At 40.4% G+C, this 20,088-nt stretch carries 13 protein-coding genes; all 13 read left to right on the forward strand.

The annotated features are described in order from the left end of the window. The first annotated feature begins 2 nt into the window (after nt 1-2). The gene (locus WG989_RS11815; RefSeq protein WP_340429628.1) at nt 3-2,153 is read left to right on the forward strand and encodes a glycoside hydrolase family 31 protein; all 2,151 of its coding nucleotides are present in this window, start codon (nt 3-5) and stop codon (nt 2,151-2,153) included. 22 nt (nt 2,154-2,175) lie between these two features. Beyond that, on the forward strand, nt 2,176-3,348 hold the full coding sequence (locus WG989_RS11820; protein WP_340429630.1) for an alginate lyase family protein: 1,173 nt from the start codon (nt 2,176-2,178) through the stop codon (nt 3,346-3,348). Then, nucleotides 3,349-5,223, forward strand: a complete 1,875-nt coding sequence (locus WG989_RS11825; protein ID WP_340429631.1) for an alpha-L-fucosidase — start codon at nt 3,349-3,351, stop codon at nt 5,221-5,223. 8 nt (nt 5,224-5,231) lie between these two features. Continuing rightward, complete coding sequence (locus tag WG989_RS11830) at nt 5,232-6,467, forward strand: glucuronyl hydrolase (RefSeq protein WP_340429632.1); 1,236 nt, start codon at nt 5,232-5,234, stop codon at nt 6,465-6,467. A gap of 15 nt (nt 6,468-6,482) precedes the next feature. After that, nucleotides 6,483-7,871 (forward strand): polysaccharide lyase 6 family protein, encoded by a 1,389-nt coding sequence (locus WG989_RS11835; RefSeq protein WP_340429633.1) that lies wholly within the window; start codon nt 6,483-6,485, stop codon nt 7,869-7,871. A gap of 165 nt (nt 7,872-8,036) precedes the next feature. Further along, nucleotides 8,037-9,461 carry an alpha-L-fucosidase gene (locus WG989_RS11840; protein ID WP_340429635.1) on the forward strand — a complete coding sequence of 475 codons (1,425 nt, stop codon included), beginning with the start codon at nt 8,037-8,039 and terminating at the stop codon, nt 9,459-9,461. Nucleotides 9,462-9,487: 26 nt separating this feature from the next. Next, nucleotides 9,488-11,056 (forward strand): glycoside hydrolase family 28 protein, encoded by a 1,569-nt coding sequence (locus WG989_RS11845; protein ID WP_340429637.1) that lies wholly within the window; start codon nt 9,488-9,490, stop codon nt 11,054-11,056. A gap of 13 nt (nt 11,057-11,069) precedes the next feature. After that, nucleotides 11,070-12,644 (forward strand): hypothetical protein, encoded by a 1,575-nt coding sequence (locus WG989_RS11850; protein WP_340429638.1) that lies wholly within the window; start codon nt 11,070-11,072, stop codon nt 12,642-12,644. Between the two features lie 49 nt (nt 12,645-12,693). Then, nucleotides 12,694-13,839: a glycoside hydrolase family 88/105 protein gene (locus WG989_RS11855; RefSeq protein WP_340429640.1), complete on the forward strand. Its 1,146-nt coding sequence runs from the start codon at nt 12,694-12,696 to the stop codon at nt 13,837-13,839. A 32-nt stretch (nt 13,840-13,871) separates the two neighbouring features. Further along, nucleotides 13,872-15,248 carry a 3-keto-disaccharide hydrolase gene (locus WG989_RS11860; protein ID WP_340429642.1) on the forward strand — a complete coding sequence of 459 codons (1,377 nt, stop codon included), beginning with the start codon at nt 13,872-13,874 and terminating at the stop codon, nt 15,246-15,248. 90 nt (nt 15,249-15,338) lie between these two features. Continuing rightward, on the forward strand, nt 15,339-16,697 hold the full coding sequence (locus WG989_RS11865; protein WP_340429644.1) for a Gfo/Idh/MocA family protein: 1,359 nt from the start codon (nt 15,339-15,341) through the stop codon (nt 16,695-16,697). A gap of 196 nt (nt 16,698-16,893) precedes the next feature. Then, nucleotides 16,894-18,408 (forward strand): sialate O-acetylesterase, encoded by a 1,515-nt coding sequence (locus WG989_RS11870; RefSeq protein ID WP_340429646.1) that lies wholly within the window; start codon nt 16,894-16,896, stop codon nt 18,406-18,408. A 143-nt stretch (nt 18,409-18,551) separates the two neighbouring features. After that, entirely contained in the window at nt 18,552-20,069 is a 1,518-nt protein-coding gene (locus WG989_RS11875; RefSeq protein WP_340429647.1) for an alpha-L-fucosidase, read from the forward strand. The last annotated feature ends 19 nt before the right edge of the window (nt 20,070-20,088 follow it).

Here is a 20,088-nt window from a genome sequence, read left to right on the forward strand (position 1 = left end):
GTATGCGTTATTATAAGTGGTTGATAATAATAATTTTTGCTTGTGTAAGTTTTAAAACAAAAGCACAAGCTCTTCAATGGACAGAAGTTGCTCCGGGAGTATGGAAAGGTATTGTTGGCAAGCCTGAAGCATACGACCTTTTGAAAGCATCCGGTGCCACGCCGAATAAAGAGGCGTTGGCAAAAATTGTTGCCTCAGCATTTCCATTTGTACAAAATGATATTGCAGGAACCATCACCGATGGAAAAACATTTTTACGTTTTCCATTGGAGAAAGAAGAACAACTCTATGGTTTCGGTTTGAATTTTCAAACCGTGCATCAGCGGGGAAAGATCTTGCAACTGCACATGGATCATTATGGAGGAAAAGATAATGGAAGAACACATGCGCCTGTTCCATTCTATGTTTCATCAAAGGGTTATGGTGTGTTTATCAACTCGGCAAGATATATCAATGTATATGCAGGAACAGCAGTTCGAAAAGACAGCAAGAATCCTCCGGTAGAAAAAGATCGCAATACTGATCGATCATGGAGCTCACGTCCTTACTCCGATGCTGTTGAAATCTCAGTCCCTGCTGCAGGAGTTGAAATTTATGTATTTGCAGGACCAACAACATTAGATGCCGTACGCCGGTTTAATTTATTTAATGGTGGTGGTGTGTTGCCCCCACGTTGGGGTTTAGGTTTTACACAACGGGTAAGATCGTTGTTTACTGCTGAAGAAGTAAAAGCAGAAGCAGATGCATTTAGAGAGAAAGGATATCCATTAGATTTTATCGGGCTCGAACCAGGTTGGCAAAGCAAAGCTTATCCTGGTACATTTGAGTGGGATAAGAAGCGCTATCCGGAACCGGCGAAGTTTGTAAAGGAAATGCAAGACAAAGGCATCCGTTTGAATTTATGGATCAATCCATATGTTTCAAAGCAAGCTTCGTTTTATAACAGTATAACAAAGTATACAGGATCGCATACAGTATGGGTGGGTGAAGCACCTGACTTTACCATTCCTGAAGCGAGAAAAATATTCTTTGGTCAATTACAAAAAGATCAAGTTGATATTGGAGTAAGTGGATATAAAATTGATGAAGTGGATGGATACGATCATTATCTCTGGCCCGATGTTGCAACATTTCCATCCGGCATAAGCGGTGAACAAATGAGAAGTACGTATGGCGTATTAGCGATGCGTTATGCAGCAGAGATGTATCATCAAAAAAATCAACGCACTTATGGATTGGTACGTGCAAACAATGCCGGTGGCGTATCACTTCCGTTTGTGATCTATAATGATTATTACAATCACGAAGATTTTATCACCGCATTAATTAATAGTGGATTCGCTGGTGTGTTGTGGACACCGGAAGCAAGAGCGTCTAAAACGGGTGAAGAATGGTTACGTCGTTTTCAAACAGTTGTGTTTTCACCAATGGCGATGATCAACGCATGGAGTAGCGGTACAAAGCCATGGTCTTATCCCGAAGTAGCAGCACAGGTAAAAGAATTTTCGTTACTCCGTATGCAGATGATGCCTTACTGGTACAGCGAATTTGCAAAATATCATTTTGAGGGAACACCGCCTTTCCGTGCGATGGCGTTGGAAGCAGGGTTTAAACAGGAGGTAAAAAAGGAAGCAGTGAATGCAAATCTCGAAGAGAATCCATATGCTGAAGCAACTTCAAAAGAGATCAAAGATCAATACATGGCTGGTGAATATTTATTGGTAGCTCCCGTGTTTACGGGACAAACAACAAGAAAGGTTGTGTTGCCAAAAGGCAAGTGGTACGATTTCTATACCGGTGCGTATGCAGGTGATGGTGAAGTTATTTCTGTTACTCCGGGTCTTGATAAAATACCGGTCTATGTAAAAGATGGTGGAATCATTCCCATGATGGCCGCAAGATTACAAGCGCCAAAAGCAGGAGAGAAGGTTGATCTGGAAATCAGATACTACGGCGAAAAACCAGGTAACTATAAATTATACGATGATGATGGTGAAACGTTCAACTATGAAAAAGGTGAATACACTTTCCGGGAAATAAAAGTTGAAAAGGATAAAAAAGGAAAATTAAAAGGCACGATCTCAACTCCGGAAAAAAATAAACCTAATTCAGTTGGAAACATTACCTGGAAATTTATGACGACACCCGGCTAATCGGAATCAAATAATCAACACAATGAAATTGCTGTTCATTTTTATAGTAGCGTTCGTCTCGGCTTGTTCTGCACAACAAAAGCTTGGGCATTCTCCTTACAATAAGGAAGTGCAAGATGTGTTGCGAAATCAAGTATTGAGTAAAGCCGAGTGGGCTTTGCAGCAACAACCTATAACAGTTACTGCACAATCATCGCCACGAAGTGCCGGAGGCAAACATGATTTTTACAGCGAAGGTGATTATTGGTGGCCCAATCCTGTTAGTGCCGACAGTCCTTATATACAAAAAGACGGCATGACCAATCCTGATAATTTTGTTGCCCATCGTCATGCAATGATACGGTTGAGTGAAGTGATAGGTGCATTGGCATCTGCTTACAAATTAACAGGCGATGCGAAATATGTAAAACATGCAACACTGCATTGCAAAGCATGGTTTGCCGATACTGCTACCATGATGCATCCGCATTTGTTGTATGCACAGGCCATCAAAGGTCGGTTTACAGGAAGGGGAATCGGAGTTATTGATGCTATTCAATTAATAGAAGTAACACAAGGATTGATAGCAATGAAAAATGCTCCTTCAATGGATCAAACAGTTTTAGCTGCTTCAAAAAAATGGTTCGATGCGTTTTTGCAATGGCTTACCACACATAAGTACGGAAAGGATGAAATGAACGCAACCAACAATCATGGTACCTGTTGGGTGATGCAGGTGGCAGCATTTTCAAAATTTACTGGCAATGATACCTTGATGAAATTCTGCAGCGATCGTTATAAAAATGTGTTACTTCCCAACCAGATGGCAGCCGATGGAAGTTTTCCTCAGGAGTTGCGCAGAACAAAACCTTATGGTTATTCCATTTTTAATTTAGATGCTATGACAACGATCTGTCAATTGCTTTCATCTGAAAAGGATAATCTCTGGGAGTATCAAACAGCAGACGGCAGATCAATCAAGAAAGGGATTGAATATTTACATCCTTTCATCGCAGACAAAACTAAATGGCCTTTAAAGCCGGATGTGATGTATTGGAATGATTGGCCGGTGGCACAACCATTTTTATTATTTGGGGCGAATGCATATAAGAACAAAGAATGGCTGGAGACTTGGAAAAAACTAGATCATTCTCCAAAAGTGGAAGAGGTGATCCGGAATTTACCGGTACGGAATCCTTTAATCTGGATCAATTAAATGAGACAATTTATATTCTATATCATTTTTGCATCTGCGATCAATGCCGGTTTTGCACAAACAGCAGGTGATGAGGATAAAGAAATGTTCAACCGTGCAAAGCAACGGGATCAGCAAGCGATTGATGAAGCAAAGAATGGATGGTGGACGGCGTCAATGAAAACACAGGAGCAACGGATAGCCTGGTGGAGAGAAGCGAAGTTCGGCATGTTTATTCACTGGGGTATTTATTCATTACCAGGTGGTGAATGGAAGGGAAAGAAAGTGAGCGGCTATGCAGAACACCTGATGCGCAAAGAAAAAATTTCACGAAACGATTATCTCAATCTTTCGCATCAATTCAATCCTGAAAAATTTAACGCAGAAGAATGGATATTGAATGCCAAAAAAGCGGGGATGAAATATTTCATCATTACGGCAAAGCATCACGATGGGTTTGCATTGTATGATTCAAATTTTTCTGATTTTGATATTGTTGATCAAACGCCTTTTAAACGAGATCCGATGGCTGAGTTGGCAGTAGCAGCCAAAAAGCATGGAATGAAATTCGGCTTTTATTATTCACATGCCTTTGATTGGGAACATCCCGATGCACCGGGCAATGATTGGGAATACAATAATCCCGGTGGTGATAAATTGCTAGGCGGTGCCAATTGGTTTGATGCACATCCGGAGTGGTTACCAAAAGCAATTAAATATGTTGATGAAAAAGCAATTCCGCAAATAAAGGAATTGCTTACAAAGTATCATCCGGATATTTTATGGTTTGATACACCGCATAAGCTGCCTTTATCAGAAAATATACGCATCTTAAAAGCGATCAGGGAAACAGATCCCAATGTTGTCGTAAATGGAAGATTGGTTAGAAATGCGGCAGCAAATTTTGGCGATTATAAAAACACAGCCGATCGTGCTTCTGAATTTTTTCCTGTAACCGGCGATTGGGAAGCCATACCTACTACCAATGAAAGTTATGGTTATCATCAATTCGATAACAGTCATAAACCTGTCAGTCATTTTATACAATTGCTTGCGAGTGCTGCATCAAGAGGCGGCAATTTATTGTTGAATATTGGTCCGAAAGGTGATGGCAGCTTTGATGGCAACGATCAGCAGATTCTAAAGGGTATTGGTGAATGGCTGCAAACGAATGGAGAAAGTATTTATGGGACAGCAGCAAGTCCGCTTCCACTCCAAAGTTGGGGAGTGTCAACTTTGAAGGGTAACAAAATTTATCTCCATGTATTCAACTATCCTGCTGATGGAAAACTATATGTTGGCGGTCTAAAATCAGCTATTGCAAAAACCCATATGCTTGCTGATCCTAAAAAGCAATTAATAACAACACGTTTGAATGAGAAAGATGTACTGATCAACCTACCTGCTAACAGTATTGATTCAATAAACACGGTTATTGTGCTTGAGTTAAATGAAAAGCCATCTGTTGATTCGGTACGTTTTGTTGCGCCAAATAGTAACGAGACAAGATTGCTGGCATTTGATGCTATGTTAAACGGCAAAGGATTTGGTTTTGGCGACGGTAAAACCAACCGCTATTTCGTTGACGGGTGGAAATCATTGGAACAATCTGTTTCCTGGAAGATCCGCTTGAGTAAAGCAGCACGATACAAAGTGGTCATAAAATATATTGCGGGAGAAATAAGCGGCGGTGAATATGAGCTGTTGACAGGTGGAGTAAATCTTGCAGGTACTAATAAAGTAAAGAACGGAACAGCAACGGAAGTCATTACAGAGACTGTAGCAGACTTTTCATTCAGTGGTGGCGAACATGTCTTAACAATAAAGCCCCTCAAAATTCAAAAACCAGAATTGATGAAGTTGCTTGAAATACAACTTATACTTATCGATAAATAAACGAACAGATGAAAAAAACGATCTTAATGACCATGATAGCTGTTGCAGGAATTGTAATGAACAGCGATGCCCAAAAGGTTAAAGTGAACAAAGTGTTCGCTGATGCAGAGAAGCAAACAAAAGTGATGCTGGCAGAGATTCCCCAAGCGAAAGCAACAGGCTCAGCTGCAACGGTTGGTGTATCGCCTGGCGGGTCAGGGCAGGAGCTTGTTTCACCGAGAACTTTAGACAGTGGCAGGTTAAAATTGGTTTCATCAAGAGACTGGACAAGCGGATTTTTCCCAGGACAGCTGTGGTTCTTATATGAATACACCGGCAATAACGAATGGAAAACTGAAGCAGAAAAATATACGGCGAAAATTGAGCGGGAAAAAACAAATGGCATCACACATGATATGGGCTTTAAAGTGTATTGCAGCTTTGGTACAGGTTACAGGCTAATAAACGACGCTCATTATAAAGAAGTGATCATTCAATCTGCAAAAACATTATCAACAAGATTTAATCCTAATACCGGTGTCATCAAATCATGGGATAACCGTGCCAAATGGAAGACGCCGGTGATCATCGACAATATGATGAATCTTGAATTGTTATTTGCTGCCACACAATTAACCGGCGATTCTTCTTTTCATAAAATTGCTGTGAGTCATGCAAATACAACCATGCAAAATCATTTCCGTAGTGATTACAGTTCGTACCATGTGTTGGATTATGATTCCATAACAGGTAAAGTAACGCAGAAAACAACGCATCAGGGTTATTCAAATGAATCAGCATGGTCAAGAGGACAAGCATGGGGCTTGTATGGTTATACGATGTGTTATCGCTTTACCAAAGACGAAAAGTATTTACAACAGGCAGAGAAGATTGCTGCTTTTATGACAAAGCATAAAAATTTTCCAAAAGATTTTGTTCCTTATTATGATTATGATGCTCCCGGTATTCCCAATGAACCAAGAGATGCGTCAGCAGCAGCCGTCATGGCTTCGGCATTGTATGAATTAAGTATCTATAGTAAAAATGGAAGAGAGTATAAAAAAATAGCAAATACTGTGGTGAAAAACCTCACCAACAGTTATCGTTCTGCGATTGGGGAAAATAAAGGGTTTATTCTGTTGCACAGTACGGGTTCCAAACCGTCTAACAGCGAAGTAGATGTGCCATTGAACTATGCCGATTATTATTACCTCGAAGCGTTGTTGCGTTCAAAGAAATTAAAAGAAAAGAAACCGTTGTTTTAAAAGCAATTAAGCCACATGATCAAAAAGTTAATGACCGTTTTATTTTTCTGCTTGCTTGCAACAGGAAACCTGTTTGCCCATCATATAAAAGTTGCTTCGATTGAAGAGCTTCAGCAGGCGATCAAAACTGCAAAGCCCGGCGATGTGATTGTGTTGAAGAACGGTGTCTATACAACCACAACTGATATTTTGATCAATAGTGCAGGAACAAAAGCAAAACCCATTATCATTGAAGCAGAAGATGCAGGCAAGACGGAAATAGCCGGAGCTGCCGGGTTTAATTTAGTAAGCCCTGCTGCATACATTATCATCCGTGGCTTTAAGTTTACACATGCAGCTTCCAAAGCAAGATGTTCGGCCGGTTCAACATTTTGTCACTGGACCAATAATATTTTTGAAACACCGGGCACCGGCGACTATCTGACTATTGCAGGCAGCGATCATGAGGTTAGCTACAATACATTTCAAAACAAGGATTCGCTGGGAAAATTCATTGCGGTAAAAGGTGTTGGCAAACAAATTGCTGAACGATTGTTCATACATCACAACTATTTTAAAAAACAAAAGAACCAGGGAAACCGCAATGGGGCAGAAGCATTTCAGTTTGGATTAAGCGGATTCAGTCTTTCTTCCAGCAACAGCATTGTTGAATACAACCTGTTTGAAGATTGTGATGGTGAAAATGAATTGATCTCCATCAAAGCATCAAGAGTAACAATAAGGTATAACACTATTCGAAATTCTCCGGCTCAATTCACGTTGCGTCATGGAAATTTTAACCAGGTGTACGGGAACTATTTTATCAATACACCCGGTCTCCGCATTTTTGGTGATGATCATCTCATTCACAGTAATCATTTTGAAAACTGCAGTATGGGTATCAACATCGGGAATGGTGGAGCAGAAGTAGCAGATGGTGCACCACTTACATCACACGATCGTCCCGACAGAGTGATCATTGCATTCAATACATTGGTGAACAACAAAATCAATATTGCCCAAACAGCAAGAGCTAATGGATTAGGTTCAACCTATATTACTATAGCAAATAATATTATTGTGGGTGGTGGTGCTGCAGTTTCTATTGTTGGCCCGGCAACAAGTCATTCTGCTGAAGGAAACCTGATTTTCAATACAGCCGGTGCAGGCGATCTTCCTGCCGGAAGTTTCAGCATGATTGATCCGAAGTTGACAAGAGATGCATCGGGTAAATATCATCTTCAACAAGGAAGCCCGGCTATTAATGCAGCAAAAGGAAATTATCGTACGGTTGTGGTTGACATGGACGGTCAGCTACGAACAGATCTGTTAGATGCCGGTGCAGATGAAATGTCGTCTACATCTGTGAAAGCAAGAATTTTAAACCCGGAAGATGTTGGTTTTATGGCTGGAAAGAAAAACTAAATTGAATCCTTTAAGCGGATATTACAGGTAGATGTGATTTAGTGATTCGTACTGCCAAAATAATTGAATAGATAGTTATTTCACCGCAACCGGCCAATTGAAATAATTGGTTAGTTGCATCTTGGCGAGCTTATTTCTCGTCAGTTAAACTAATCGCCTGCAAATATGAAAAAGATACTTTTCTTCCTGTTAGTATGCTGCTATTCTATTGTGTCTCTATTTGCTCAAACAAATGCAAATGATGAACGTATGAAATGGTGGCGGGAGGCCCGACTCGGCATGTTTATCCATTGGGGTGTATATGCAGTGCCCGCAGGCACTTACAATGGACAAAAAATTGACCGTATTGGTGAATGGATCATGAACCGTGGAAAAATTCCGGTGAAAGAATATCAGGCATTTGCAAAAGAATTCAATCCTGTAAAGTATGATGCGGAGGCGTGGGTATTGATGGCCAAAAACGCAGGTATGAAATATATCGTCATCACGGCAAAGCATCATGATGGTTTTGCATTATTCAATTCCAAAGCCAGCAGATGGAATATCGTGGATGCTACTCCTTATGGAAAGGATTTGATCAAACCATTAGCTGAGGCTTGTCGGAAACATGGGATCAAACTTGGATTGTATTATTCACATGCGCAAGATTGGAATAACCCGGGTGGTTCCGCTGCGAGAAAAGTTACAACGGAAGGATGGGCCAATCCTGATTCAGCAAAAATTGATGCATACACTGCTGCCAACAGCGGGCATTGGGATCCGTTGCAAACAACAAAAACCATGGCACAATATATTGATGAAGTTGCTGTGCCACAAGTGCGTGAAATACTTACCAATTATGGTGATGTGGCTGTGCTTTGGTGGGATACGCCAACCGGTATGACGGATGAGTTTGCAGAAAAATTAAATGCATTATTAAAACTTCAGCCGAATATAATTACCAACGATCGATTAAAGCGGCCTAACTATCCCGGCGATTTTAAAACACCGGAGCAGCGTATACCAAACCTGAATGAGCTTGATGGAAAAGATTGGGAAACCTGCATGACCATGAATGAAACATGGGGTTATAAAAGTTATGCCAACAAATGGAAGAGTTTAAAAACATTGATTCAAAATACAGTTGACATTGCATCAAAAGGTGGTAACTATTTATTAAACGTTGGACCGAAAGCAGACGGAACATTTCCGCAAGAGAGTATTGACTTGCTGAAAGGAGTGGGCGCATGGATGAAAGTGAATGGTGAATCGATTTATGGTACAAAGGCAAGTCCGTTTGGATTATTTACATGGGGACGTTGCACCAAGAAAGAAAGCAACGGGAATACCACACTTTACTTTTCTGTATTTGAATGGCCAAAAGATGGAAAGCTTTCTATTCCCGGTTTAAAGAACCAAATCGTTTCTGCAAAATTATTGGCGAACGGAACAGCGTTAAAAACAGAAAAGAATAACGATGGTTTGCTGATTACAGTTCCTGAAAAAGCAGTAGATGCAAATGCAACTGTTATTAAAGTTGAAGTGAAAGGAATCGTAGATGCAGCATCACTCAATCCAAAAGAGAAAATGAAAGCAGGTGAGATTGATTAAATAAAGCGGTTCAATTTTCGTGAAGTATGATCAAAAAAATCTCTTTAGCCCTGGTCGTTTTTATTTCAGCTGTTGTATCAATGGCAGCCGATTTTGATATTACAAAATACGGAGCTGTTGGCGATGGTAAAACGCTGAACACAATATTTATTCAAAAAGCAATTGATGAATGCACCAGGAGTGGAGGCGGCAAAGTAATTTTTCCAGCCGGCATTTATTTATCAGGCACTATCGAGTTAAAAGATAACGTTACGCTGCATTTCAACAAAGATTCCCGTTTGCTGGGCAGCACAGATTTAGAGCAATACAGAAATCTTGATCCTTTCACAGAAGGATTGGGCATTGATGTTGGCTGGGCTTTGCTGGTAGCAGTTGATGCAAAGAACATTGGTATCGAGGGTGAAGGTGCTATTGATGGACAAGGGTCGAAATTAAAAGCAGAACATATTTTAAAAGATACAAGACCCGAAGGTCAACGTTGGGGACGTCGCCCGTTTTTAGTTCGTATTGTAAGATGTACCGGTGTAACAGTAATGGATGTTACACTCAATTATGCAGCTGCATGGACGTCGCATTATTTCCAATCAAGGAATATCAGTATTGAAAATGTAAAAATTTTAAGCGTTGGTGTTGCTCACAATGATGGTATTGGTATTGATGGCTGTCAAGATGTAGTTATTAAAAATTGTGATGTCATTAGTGGTGATGATGCGTTGGTGTTTAAGACCACATCCAGCAAGATGGCCAATAGAAATATTGTTGTATCAGGAATGCGGTTAAAGAGTTCGCAGGCGGGCATTAAGATGGGAACAGAATCAATGGCGCCTTTTGAAAATATTAAGATCAGCAATTGCCATATTTACGAAACAAGAAACGGTGGCATTAAATTGTTGACCGTTGATGGCGCTCATCTGCGGAATATTGAGATCACTGATATCACAATGGATGATGTACGAACTCCTATGTTATTTCGATTAGGTTCACGATTGAATGTTTTCAGAAAAGGGCAGGATACAAAACAACAAACAGGAACATTTGAAAATGTTGTGATCCGCAATGTAAAGGCAAGAGCTTCAGACAGTGCACAATTAAAACCGGCGTCTGGAATTTTAATTACAGGCGTGCCCGGTCATTATATAACGAATCTTACTTTGGAGAATATCGAAATTGAATTGCTCGGAACGGGAACTGTAGAAAATTCGAGACATGTTGTTCCCGAGGCAATTGATCAATATCCTGAAGTAAAAACCTTTGGGCCTACCATTCCAGCTTATGGTGTTTGGGCACGGCATGTAAAAGGATTGAAGCTCATCAACGTTACATTCAAACTAAAGAACAATGATCTGCGTCCTGCTTTTATTTGTGAAGATGGAAAAGATATTGAAGTAAGTGGTTGGAAGATTCCTGCAACGGAAGGCGGAGAAGCAATCATACGTTTAGAGGATGTAATTGGAGCATTGATTCAGAATAATGAAGTGAAAGGCAGTGCAGGTTTGTTTGTAAAAGTTGAAGGGGTCGAAAGTAAGTCTGTTACTGTAACAAAGAATAAAACAAAAGAAATCAGAAAAACAATCAGCTTGCCGGGAACTAAATAACAAACCTCATTAAATGAAACAACTAAGCAGATTCTTTTTTCTTTTCCTCGTGATTGCTTTAGCAATCATAGAAACCGGTACGGCTCAAACTTCTGCAAAAAGTCAATGGGTGTATCCTGATGCAAAGGGTAAACTGGTTTATAAAACTCTTGAGACCGGGGATAAGATCATGGACTTTTCATATGCCGGCTATATGGGCGGTGGTGTAAAAATTCCTTCTGTTGAAGTGAAAATTACTTTGAGCCCGGTTCCGGGAGATAATTCGGCAGCTATTCAACAAGCGATTGATGAAGTATCAAAAATGAAGTTGGTGAATGGTTTCAGGGGAGCTGTTTTATTAAAGCCGGGTGTGTACGATTGTGAAAAGCCTTTGGTTATTAATACAAGTGGCGTGGTGCTTCGAGGAAGTGGTTCAGATGAAAAAGGTACAGTCCTTAATTTGATTGGGAAACCACATGTTGCTGTTTCTGTAAGGGGGGATGCGAAATGGAAAGTTATTGGAGAAGCGACAACGATGGCTGATTCGTATGTTCCTTCCGGTTCAACTTCATTTACAGTTGCCGATGCTTCAGGATTGAAAGCAGGGGATACTATTCGTATAACAAGACCCATCAATGATACATGGATCGAGTTTATGGGCATGCATCAATTGGTACGTAGTGGAAAAAAGCAAACATGGATCAGTGGTGATATTACAACTGAGCGAACCATTGCAAAAATTGAAAAAAATAAAATCACGGTTGATGTGTCGTTGAATGATTCGTATGATTCAAAATATATTTCGCCGGCAGTTACCGTACAAAAAATAACAGCTACAGGTTTACTTACACAGATCGGGATGGAAAACTTCCGCATTCTTGCCGCAGCACAATCTGTTACCATAGATGAAGGTCATCACCGTGCATTCACGATGAGTGGCTTGTCAGATGGCTGGGCAAGAAATATTGACGTGTTTAATACGGTCAACAGCATTAGCGTTACTGGTCGGCGAATTACTATTGATAATGTCAGCATCATGCATAACCTTCCAACCATTGGCGCAGCAAAGCCTGCTGATTTAAATGGAAGTGGTCAACAGATTTTATTTAACCGCTGTACAATTCAAGGCGATAATCTTTTCTTCTTCGGAACAGGTGCAAAAGTAACCGGACCTGTAGTTGTATTGAATTGCACATTTCGTGGTAATGGATGGATTCAACCACATCAACGTTGGGCAACAGGATTATTAATTGACGGATGCAATGTGCCTGATGGTGGAATTGATTTTATGAATCGTGGTGTAATGGGTTCGGGTCATGGATGGACGATTGGCTGGGCTGTTGCATGGAATTGTAAAGCAAAATCTTATCTTAATCAAATGCCGCCGGGCTCAGCTAATTGGGTGATTGGAAGTATTGGTGAGCAACAAAAGAAAGCGATTCCCGGTTCAAACGAAACCGGCTCTATCAGCTATAATAATCAACCAATGCAGCCCGAAGGCATTTATGATTCACATGGTATTCCTGTAGCCCCGGTAAGTCTTTATCTTTCTCAATTAAAAGAGAGGTTAGGCAAACAGGCATTGATCAATATAGGGTACACTGATTAATTTCATTTGTCTGTTTTTGATTTATAAATACAAACTAAACGTTCAAGGAATGAAACATATAGCGTTGAAAAAAATAATGGCAGGTCTTGTAATTGTTTCGTTACCTGTGTTAACAATTGCACAATCAAAAACCAACATCCAAGAATTTAAAAATTGGCCTAAAGGTTCCTCTCCGCAGGAGATCGGGAAACGTGTCAGTGATCACTACATCGAAACGCCGCATACAAATTTTAATCGTCCGGTACCACCTCGTGTCATAACGTATCCTGAAACCTGTACATGGTATGGTGCTTTAACATTTGCAAAACAAACGAACGATAAAAAATTGCTTGAGCAACTGGCGCAGCGTTTTGAACCTTTGTTTGGCAGCAGAGATACATTGATTCCAAAACCTGACCACGTTGATTACACAGTGTTTGGATCTGTACCATTGGAGCTGTACATGCAAACAAAAGATCAACGCTATCTCACCTTAGGAAAACATATTGCTGATAAGCAATGGGGTCCGCCGGAAGGACCAAGAGTAAAACCAGAGTCGCATTATTATTATAATAAGGGAATGACCTGGCAAACAAGGATGTGGATCGATGATATGTTTATGATCACAGCTGTACAATCGCAAGCTTATCTTGCAACGGGTGATACTGCATATATCAACCGTGCTGCACGAGAAATGGTTCTTTATTTAGATTCTTTACAAATGCCGAACGGTCTTTTTTATCACGCACCCGATGTTCCATTCTTTTGGGGACGTGGCAATGGCTGGATGGCTGCAGGCATGAGTGAGTTGCTTCGTTCATTACCAAAAAATAATCCCAACTATAATCGAATAATGACGGGATATAAAACGATGATGACGTCGTTATTAAAATATCAGGCCGAAGATGGAATGTGGCGTCAGTTGATCGATGATCCGGCATCATGGGCAGAAACTTCCTGTACAGGAATGTTTGCATTTGCATTTATTACTGGTGTAAAGAACGGATGGCTCGATATGAAAGTTTATGCTCCTGCAGCAAGAAAGGCATGGTTGAAGTTAATCACCTACATCAATGAGAATGATGACATCACTGAAGTGTGTGAAGGAACGAATAAAAAGAATGAGCGGCAGTATTACATTGACCGCAAACGAAACATAGGTGACCTTCATGGACAGGCACCTGTCTTGTGGTGTGCAACTGCATTGTTACGTTAATTGCTTTTATTGAAAGATTAAAAAATCACTTTATGAAATCAAGACTTTTTTTCTTTATCAGCACTTTATTTTTTTCATCTCTGCTATGTGCACAATCAAAAACGGATGGATGGATCAATCTCTTTAATGGGAAAGATCTTACCGGCTGGAAACGTTTGGCAGGTACAGCATCGTATACTGTTGAAAACGGAGTGATTGTAGGACGTACCGTGATGAATTCCCGCAACACGTTTTTAGTTACGGAAAAAGAGTATAGTGACTTTATACTCGAAGCAGAGATCTGGTTAGAAGATGAAGAAGGCAATGCCGGTATTCAAACACGCAGCCATTTTGATCCCAAAGCGTTTAATGGTGTGGGAAGAGTGTATGGACGTCAATGTGAAATTGATCCAACACCACGCCGGTGGACCGGAGGTATCTTTGATGAAGGAAGAAGGCTGTGGTTATATCCAATGCAATTAAATCCGCAGGCACAAAATGCGTATAAAAAAGGTGAATACAATCATTACAGAGTTGAATGCATCGGTAATGAAATGAAAACATGGGTGAATGGAATAGCTGCAGCTTACGTTGTTGATACCATTGATGCAAAAGGATTTATTGGGTTGCAGGTGCATGGCATCAATTCAGCAGATCATGCAGGAAAGAAAGTATGTTTTAAAAATGTGCGCATCAAAACAACCGGATTGAAACCAACCCCTTTTCCAACCAATGTGTATGTTTCGAATTTTGTTCCCAATAATTTAACTGCGCATGAAAAAATGAATGGATGGCGATTGTTGTTTGATGGAAAAACAAACAATGGCTGGAGAAGTGCAAAGGGGAATACGTTCCCTGAAAAAGGATGGAAGATCAGTAACGGCACATTAGCAGTTGTTGATGCAGAAGGAAAGGAATCGACAAATGGCGGCGACATTGTTACGAAAGATCAATATGCAGCTTTTGATCTTTCATTTGAATTTAAATTAACACCCGGCGCAAACAGCGGTGTGAAATATTTTGTAACACTTGCAGAACAAAGCAGCGGATCAGCAATAGGATTAGAATACCAGGTGCTGGACGACACTTTGCATCCGGATGCAAAATTAGGTCGTGATGGAAACAGGACGCTGGCTTCGCTGTACGATCTGATGAAGGCCGAAAAACAAAAACGCTTTCTTCGTCCCATTGGTGATTGGAATTTTGCAAGAATCATTGTCTATCCGAATGACAAGGTGGAGCATTATTTGAATGGCATAAAGGTGCTGGAATACATCCGGGGCTCAAAGCAGTTTAAAGATCTTGTTGCCATCAGCAAATATGTTTCCTGGAAAAATTTTGGCGAAGCGCCGAAAGGACATATCCTGTTGCAAGACCATGGCAATGCTGTTATGTACAGGAGCATTAAAATAAAAGAATTAAAGTGGTAGAAATGAGATGACTAAAAAATATGACCCTGTTTACTTAGAAAAGTAAGAAGCATCAGTTTGAATTATACATTTAAAAATAAATAAACGATTATGTCTCTATCTCGTCGCCATTTTATCAAGCAATCTGCGAAAGCATCAGCAGCAGTATATGCTGCAACATTTGGTTTCAGTGCTAAAAGTTATGGAAATATCATTGGGGCAAACGATCGGGTTCGTTTAGGTGTGGTAGGTTATTCCGATCGTTTTCGCCAGGCGTTATTTCCTTCTTTTTTAAATCATTACAAAGAATTGAATTTCGATATTGTTGCAGTAAGTGATCTGTGGAAGTTGCGCAGGGAAGAAGGACAAAGTTTTCTGAAAGAAAAATTGGGACATGATGTGCAGACTTGTGTGAATAATGATGAACTCTATCGCATCAAAGATCTTGATGGAGTGATCGTAAGCACCGCCGATTTTCAACATGCACTGCATGCCATTGAAGCAGTGAAAGCCGGTAAAGATGCCTATGTTGAAAAACCATTTGCTGAAACAATGGAAGACAACAGGAATGCTTTAAAGATCATCAAGGCCAGCAACAGAATTATACAGGTAGGTTCGCAACGCCGCAGTGGTGGAAATTATACTGCAGCCGCAGAGTTTATAAAGTCAGGGAATTTTGGGCCAATCACTATGGTTGAATTAACATGGAATGTAAATCAACCCGGCCGTTGGAGACGACCTGCATTGGTTGCAAAATGTAAACAGGAAGATACCGATTGGAAACGCTTTTTAATGAACCGCCCGTTTGAAAAATGGGATCCAAGAAAATATTTAGAATATCGTTTATTCTGGCCTTATTCATCGGGTATGCCCGGTCAATGGATGAGTCATCAAATTGATACGGTGCATTGGTTTAGCGGATTAAAACATCCACGCAGTGTAGTTGCCAATGGTGGAATTTATATGTGGAAGGATGGACGAAGAAACTGGGATACAACGACTGCTGTTTTTGATTATGGTCCGCAGAACGATCTTACAACAGGTTTCCAGGTAACCTTTGGTTCACGTATGCATAATGGTGATGAAAAGCCAGCTGAAATCTACTATGCAAATGGAGGTGAATTAAATCTGAATACAAATACAATTTCACCGAAAGGAGGGCTTCAGCAAAATCATGCAAGGGCAATGGATATGAAACCCAACCTTCTTCCTGAAATGAAATTGACGGATTTGGAAGAGAAAGTTGTTGCATCGGCCAACACAGGTGCAGACCGATTAACAAGTAATCACATGCGCAATTTTATGGAATGTATGCGAAGCCGTAAGCAACCAAATGCTCCGGTTGAAGCAGGCTATTATCATTCCATTGCAACGATCATGACGAATGCTGCAGTAAGAACAGGTGCCAAAGTAACCTTTGATGAAAAGACACAGGAAGTAATGGCCAATGGAAAAGTATTTAAATATTAATTCTCAGAAGTATTTATTCATATTGATGGAAGTTATTTTAAGAGGTACATGTGCAGAGCGGTTGTAAGATTTTATGTTAGAATTATGATGAGTATAGGTGTGCCTTGTAATCGTTCCAATTTTCAATTGAACAGAGTCGATAAATGTTTTTCATAGTTGAGTTAATTATTCACCATTTAGATATAAAAAAAAACAGATGAAAAAAATAGTTCTGCTGTCAATCGCAATTGTTTGCTTAATAATGAGTTTGAAGGCAGACGTAAAGCCAAATTCATTATTCAGTGACAATATGATATTGCAACGTGAAGTTGTACTATCTGTATGGGGTACTGCAAACGAAGGAGAAAAAATCTCTCTTGAGTTTTGCGGTCAAAAAGTAAATACAGTTGCAAAGGATGGAAAGTGGGAGGTTGCACTTCAGCCACTACAGCCCGGTGGCCCCTTTACAATGATCATTCAGGGGAACAATAAGATTGAAATAAAAAACGTGTTGGTTGGCGATGTATGGGTTTTAAGCGGACAATCAAACATGGAACGACAACTTGGACTTCGTCGTGGGCAAAAACCAATTGTGAATTGGGTGGAAGAGGCGGCCTTTGCTAATTTTCCGCAAATCAGACAATTCTATGTAGAAAGAAACTCCACCGAGAATCCGGTGGATGATGTGAACTCGAAATGGGTGATTTGTGATCCGCAAACGGTCATTGATTTTTCAGCAGTGGGATTTTTCTTTGCACGTGAAATTCATCAAAATTTATCTGTGCCCATTGGTTTATTATTTTCTTCGGTAGGTGGTACTGCTATCGACAAATGGACATCACGTGAAACACAACAGCAACATCCTGTGTTAAAAAAAGGTGTGGATGCTTTTTATAAATCTGTAAAAAACTTTGATGCAGATTTAGCAAAGTTTAAAAAAGATTCAACTTCATTGTTGCAAAAATGGAAAGAGGAAACAAAAATTGCAGAGCTGAACAAAACAGCTTTACCCCGTAAACCTCAAACCCCTGTTCATCCCTATCTCAGTGGACGAAATGGTGGTCATTACAATGCCATGATAGCTCCTCTGCTTCCTTATAAAATCAAAGGTATTGTTTGGTATCAGGGAGAGGCAGACCGTAATCGGGCAGATTTATACCGCATCATGTTCCCGTTGATGATTTCAGAATGGCGGAAAGGTTGGGGTTCTGAAAAACTGCCTTTTCTTTTTGTACAGATTGCTCCAAAATTTGATTACACACCCGAAATTAGAGAGGCCCAAATGCTGACGTTTAAAGAAGTGCCCTATACATCGATGGCTGTTTTAGCAGATTGTGGTGATTCGTTAGACAGCCATCCTGCACTAAAGCAACCGGTGGGTCATCGGTTGGCATTGGGTGCAAAAGCCATTGCTTACGGTCAGCAAATAACCTACTCCGGCCCAATTTATAAATCAATGAAAGTGGTGGGTAATACCATTGAAGTTGATTTCGATTTTACAGGAAAAGGATTGGAAGCAAGAGACGGTGAATTGCGAGATTTTGAAATTGCAGGCGCCGATAAAAAATACGTTCCTGCAAAAGCTGTTATTAAAGGAGACAAAGTTATTGTTTCGGCCATAGGTATTGAACATCCAACCGCTGTGCGTATGGGTTGGTTCAATTATCCTCACATCAATCTTTTTAATAAAGATGGACTTCCGGCATCATCGTTTCGATCAGAGTTTAACTGATAGTAAGTTGTAAAATTTATGAGAAAAATTTTCATATTATTCGCCATCGGGAGCGTGTTAAGTTCAACGCTTTCTGCACAAAACAATATTAGTACATTTTCATCCGGCTGGTAATAATTTCAATTACATATCAAAACGTCATTATGTTAAGAAAAAATGTAACCGTATTTTCTGTTTATACGCTAATGATACTGGTAACAGTGAGTAACAACTTGTCGGCTCAAAACACAAAGCGTGATGGAGTTAAAGAAGAACACTCACAAATAGGAATTGAGAGACAAGAAGGAAAAGAACACACGCTGCATCCCGATGCACAATGGTTTCCGGATGCAGGGTTGGGTTTGTTTATTCATTGGGGAATTTCATCGGTTCGTGCCATGAACATTTCGTGGCCTATGATACCGGGACGCCCGTTGGGTGTTACCCGCATCGACAATCAGGATGAACGCAATCGGATAATTCGTGACATGGATTATAATTTGAATGGGAAAAAACCGGAGATTACTCCCCTGGAATATTGGGAAATGGCTAAGGATTTTAATCCTGATGAATACAATCCGGAACTATGGATAAAAAAAGCTAAAGAGGCCGGGTTCACCTATGTTGTTTTAACTACCAAACATCACGAAGGCTTTGCGTTATGGCCCAGCGCATACGGAAGTTTCAGCACCAAAAATTATATGGGAGGCAAAGATTTAGTTCGTCCTTTTGTAGAAGCTTGTCGTAAAGAAGGTTTGAAAGTAGGTTTGTACTATACCGGTCCGGATTGGTATTTCGATAAAGATTATATGAATTTTATGTATCACCGGGTAAAAAGTTTAAATCCTGAGTTTCCCTCGTTGGGGACCGATTTGAAACCCCGTACCAATATCATCAATCCCGATGATGAAAAAAAACATCATGCTTTATATGCCCGGATGGTCAAAGGACAGGTAGAAGAGTTGCTGACCAACTACGGAAAAATAGATTTGATCTGGTTCGATGGAAAACCGGGAATTCCGAATGCTGATAAGGTGATTACGCAGGAACGCATCAGGGAACTGCAGCCCGGTATTCTGATAAACCCACGAATGCATGGTAAGGGTGATTTTATTACCTACGAACGGCGTTTGCCCGAGAGTAGGCCGCAAGATATAAGCTGGGCAGAGTTCTGCAATCCATGGAATGGAAACTGGGTATATGTGGAACGACCGTATAAAGCATTAGGATCTGTACTCAGCGAATTGGTTAAGTGCAGAGCGTGGGGTATCAACTACCTTTTAGGTTTTGGTCCAATGGGTAATGGCAGTCTGGCGCCCGAAGCTTACAGTAATATGCAGAAACTTGCTGAGTGGATGAAGTTGAATAAGGATGCTGTTTATAATGTTCGTCCGTTACCTGCTACAGAAAATGCGTCAGTACTGGCATCGGTTCAGGGAAACAAACGCTATTTATACCTCGTGCCAACTTTTAAAGACAATCGTTCCAACGACAAAGACCTTCTTCCTAATGAAGATGTAGTTGTAACACTCACCGGAATAACAAAACCACGTAAGGTGGTGTTTCAATCCAATGGGAAAAAAATGAAATTCCAATTCTCCAAAGAAAAATCGGAGATGACTATTGCAATACCGGCAACACAAAGAAGTAATCTGGTGGATGTAATTGCCGTATATCTGTAGAAAACATTTCGAACGATGA

The organism is Lacibacter sp. H407 (assembly GCF_037892605.1).
Taxonomy (GTDB): Bacteria; Bacteroidota; Bacteroidia; order Chitinophagales; family Chitinophagaceae; genus Lacibacter.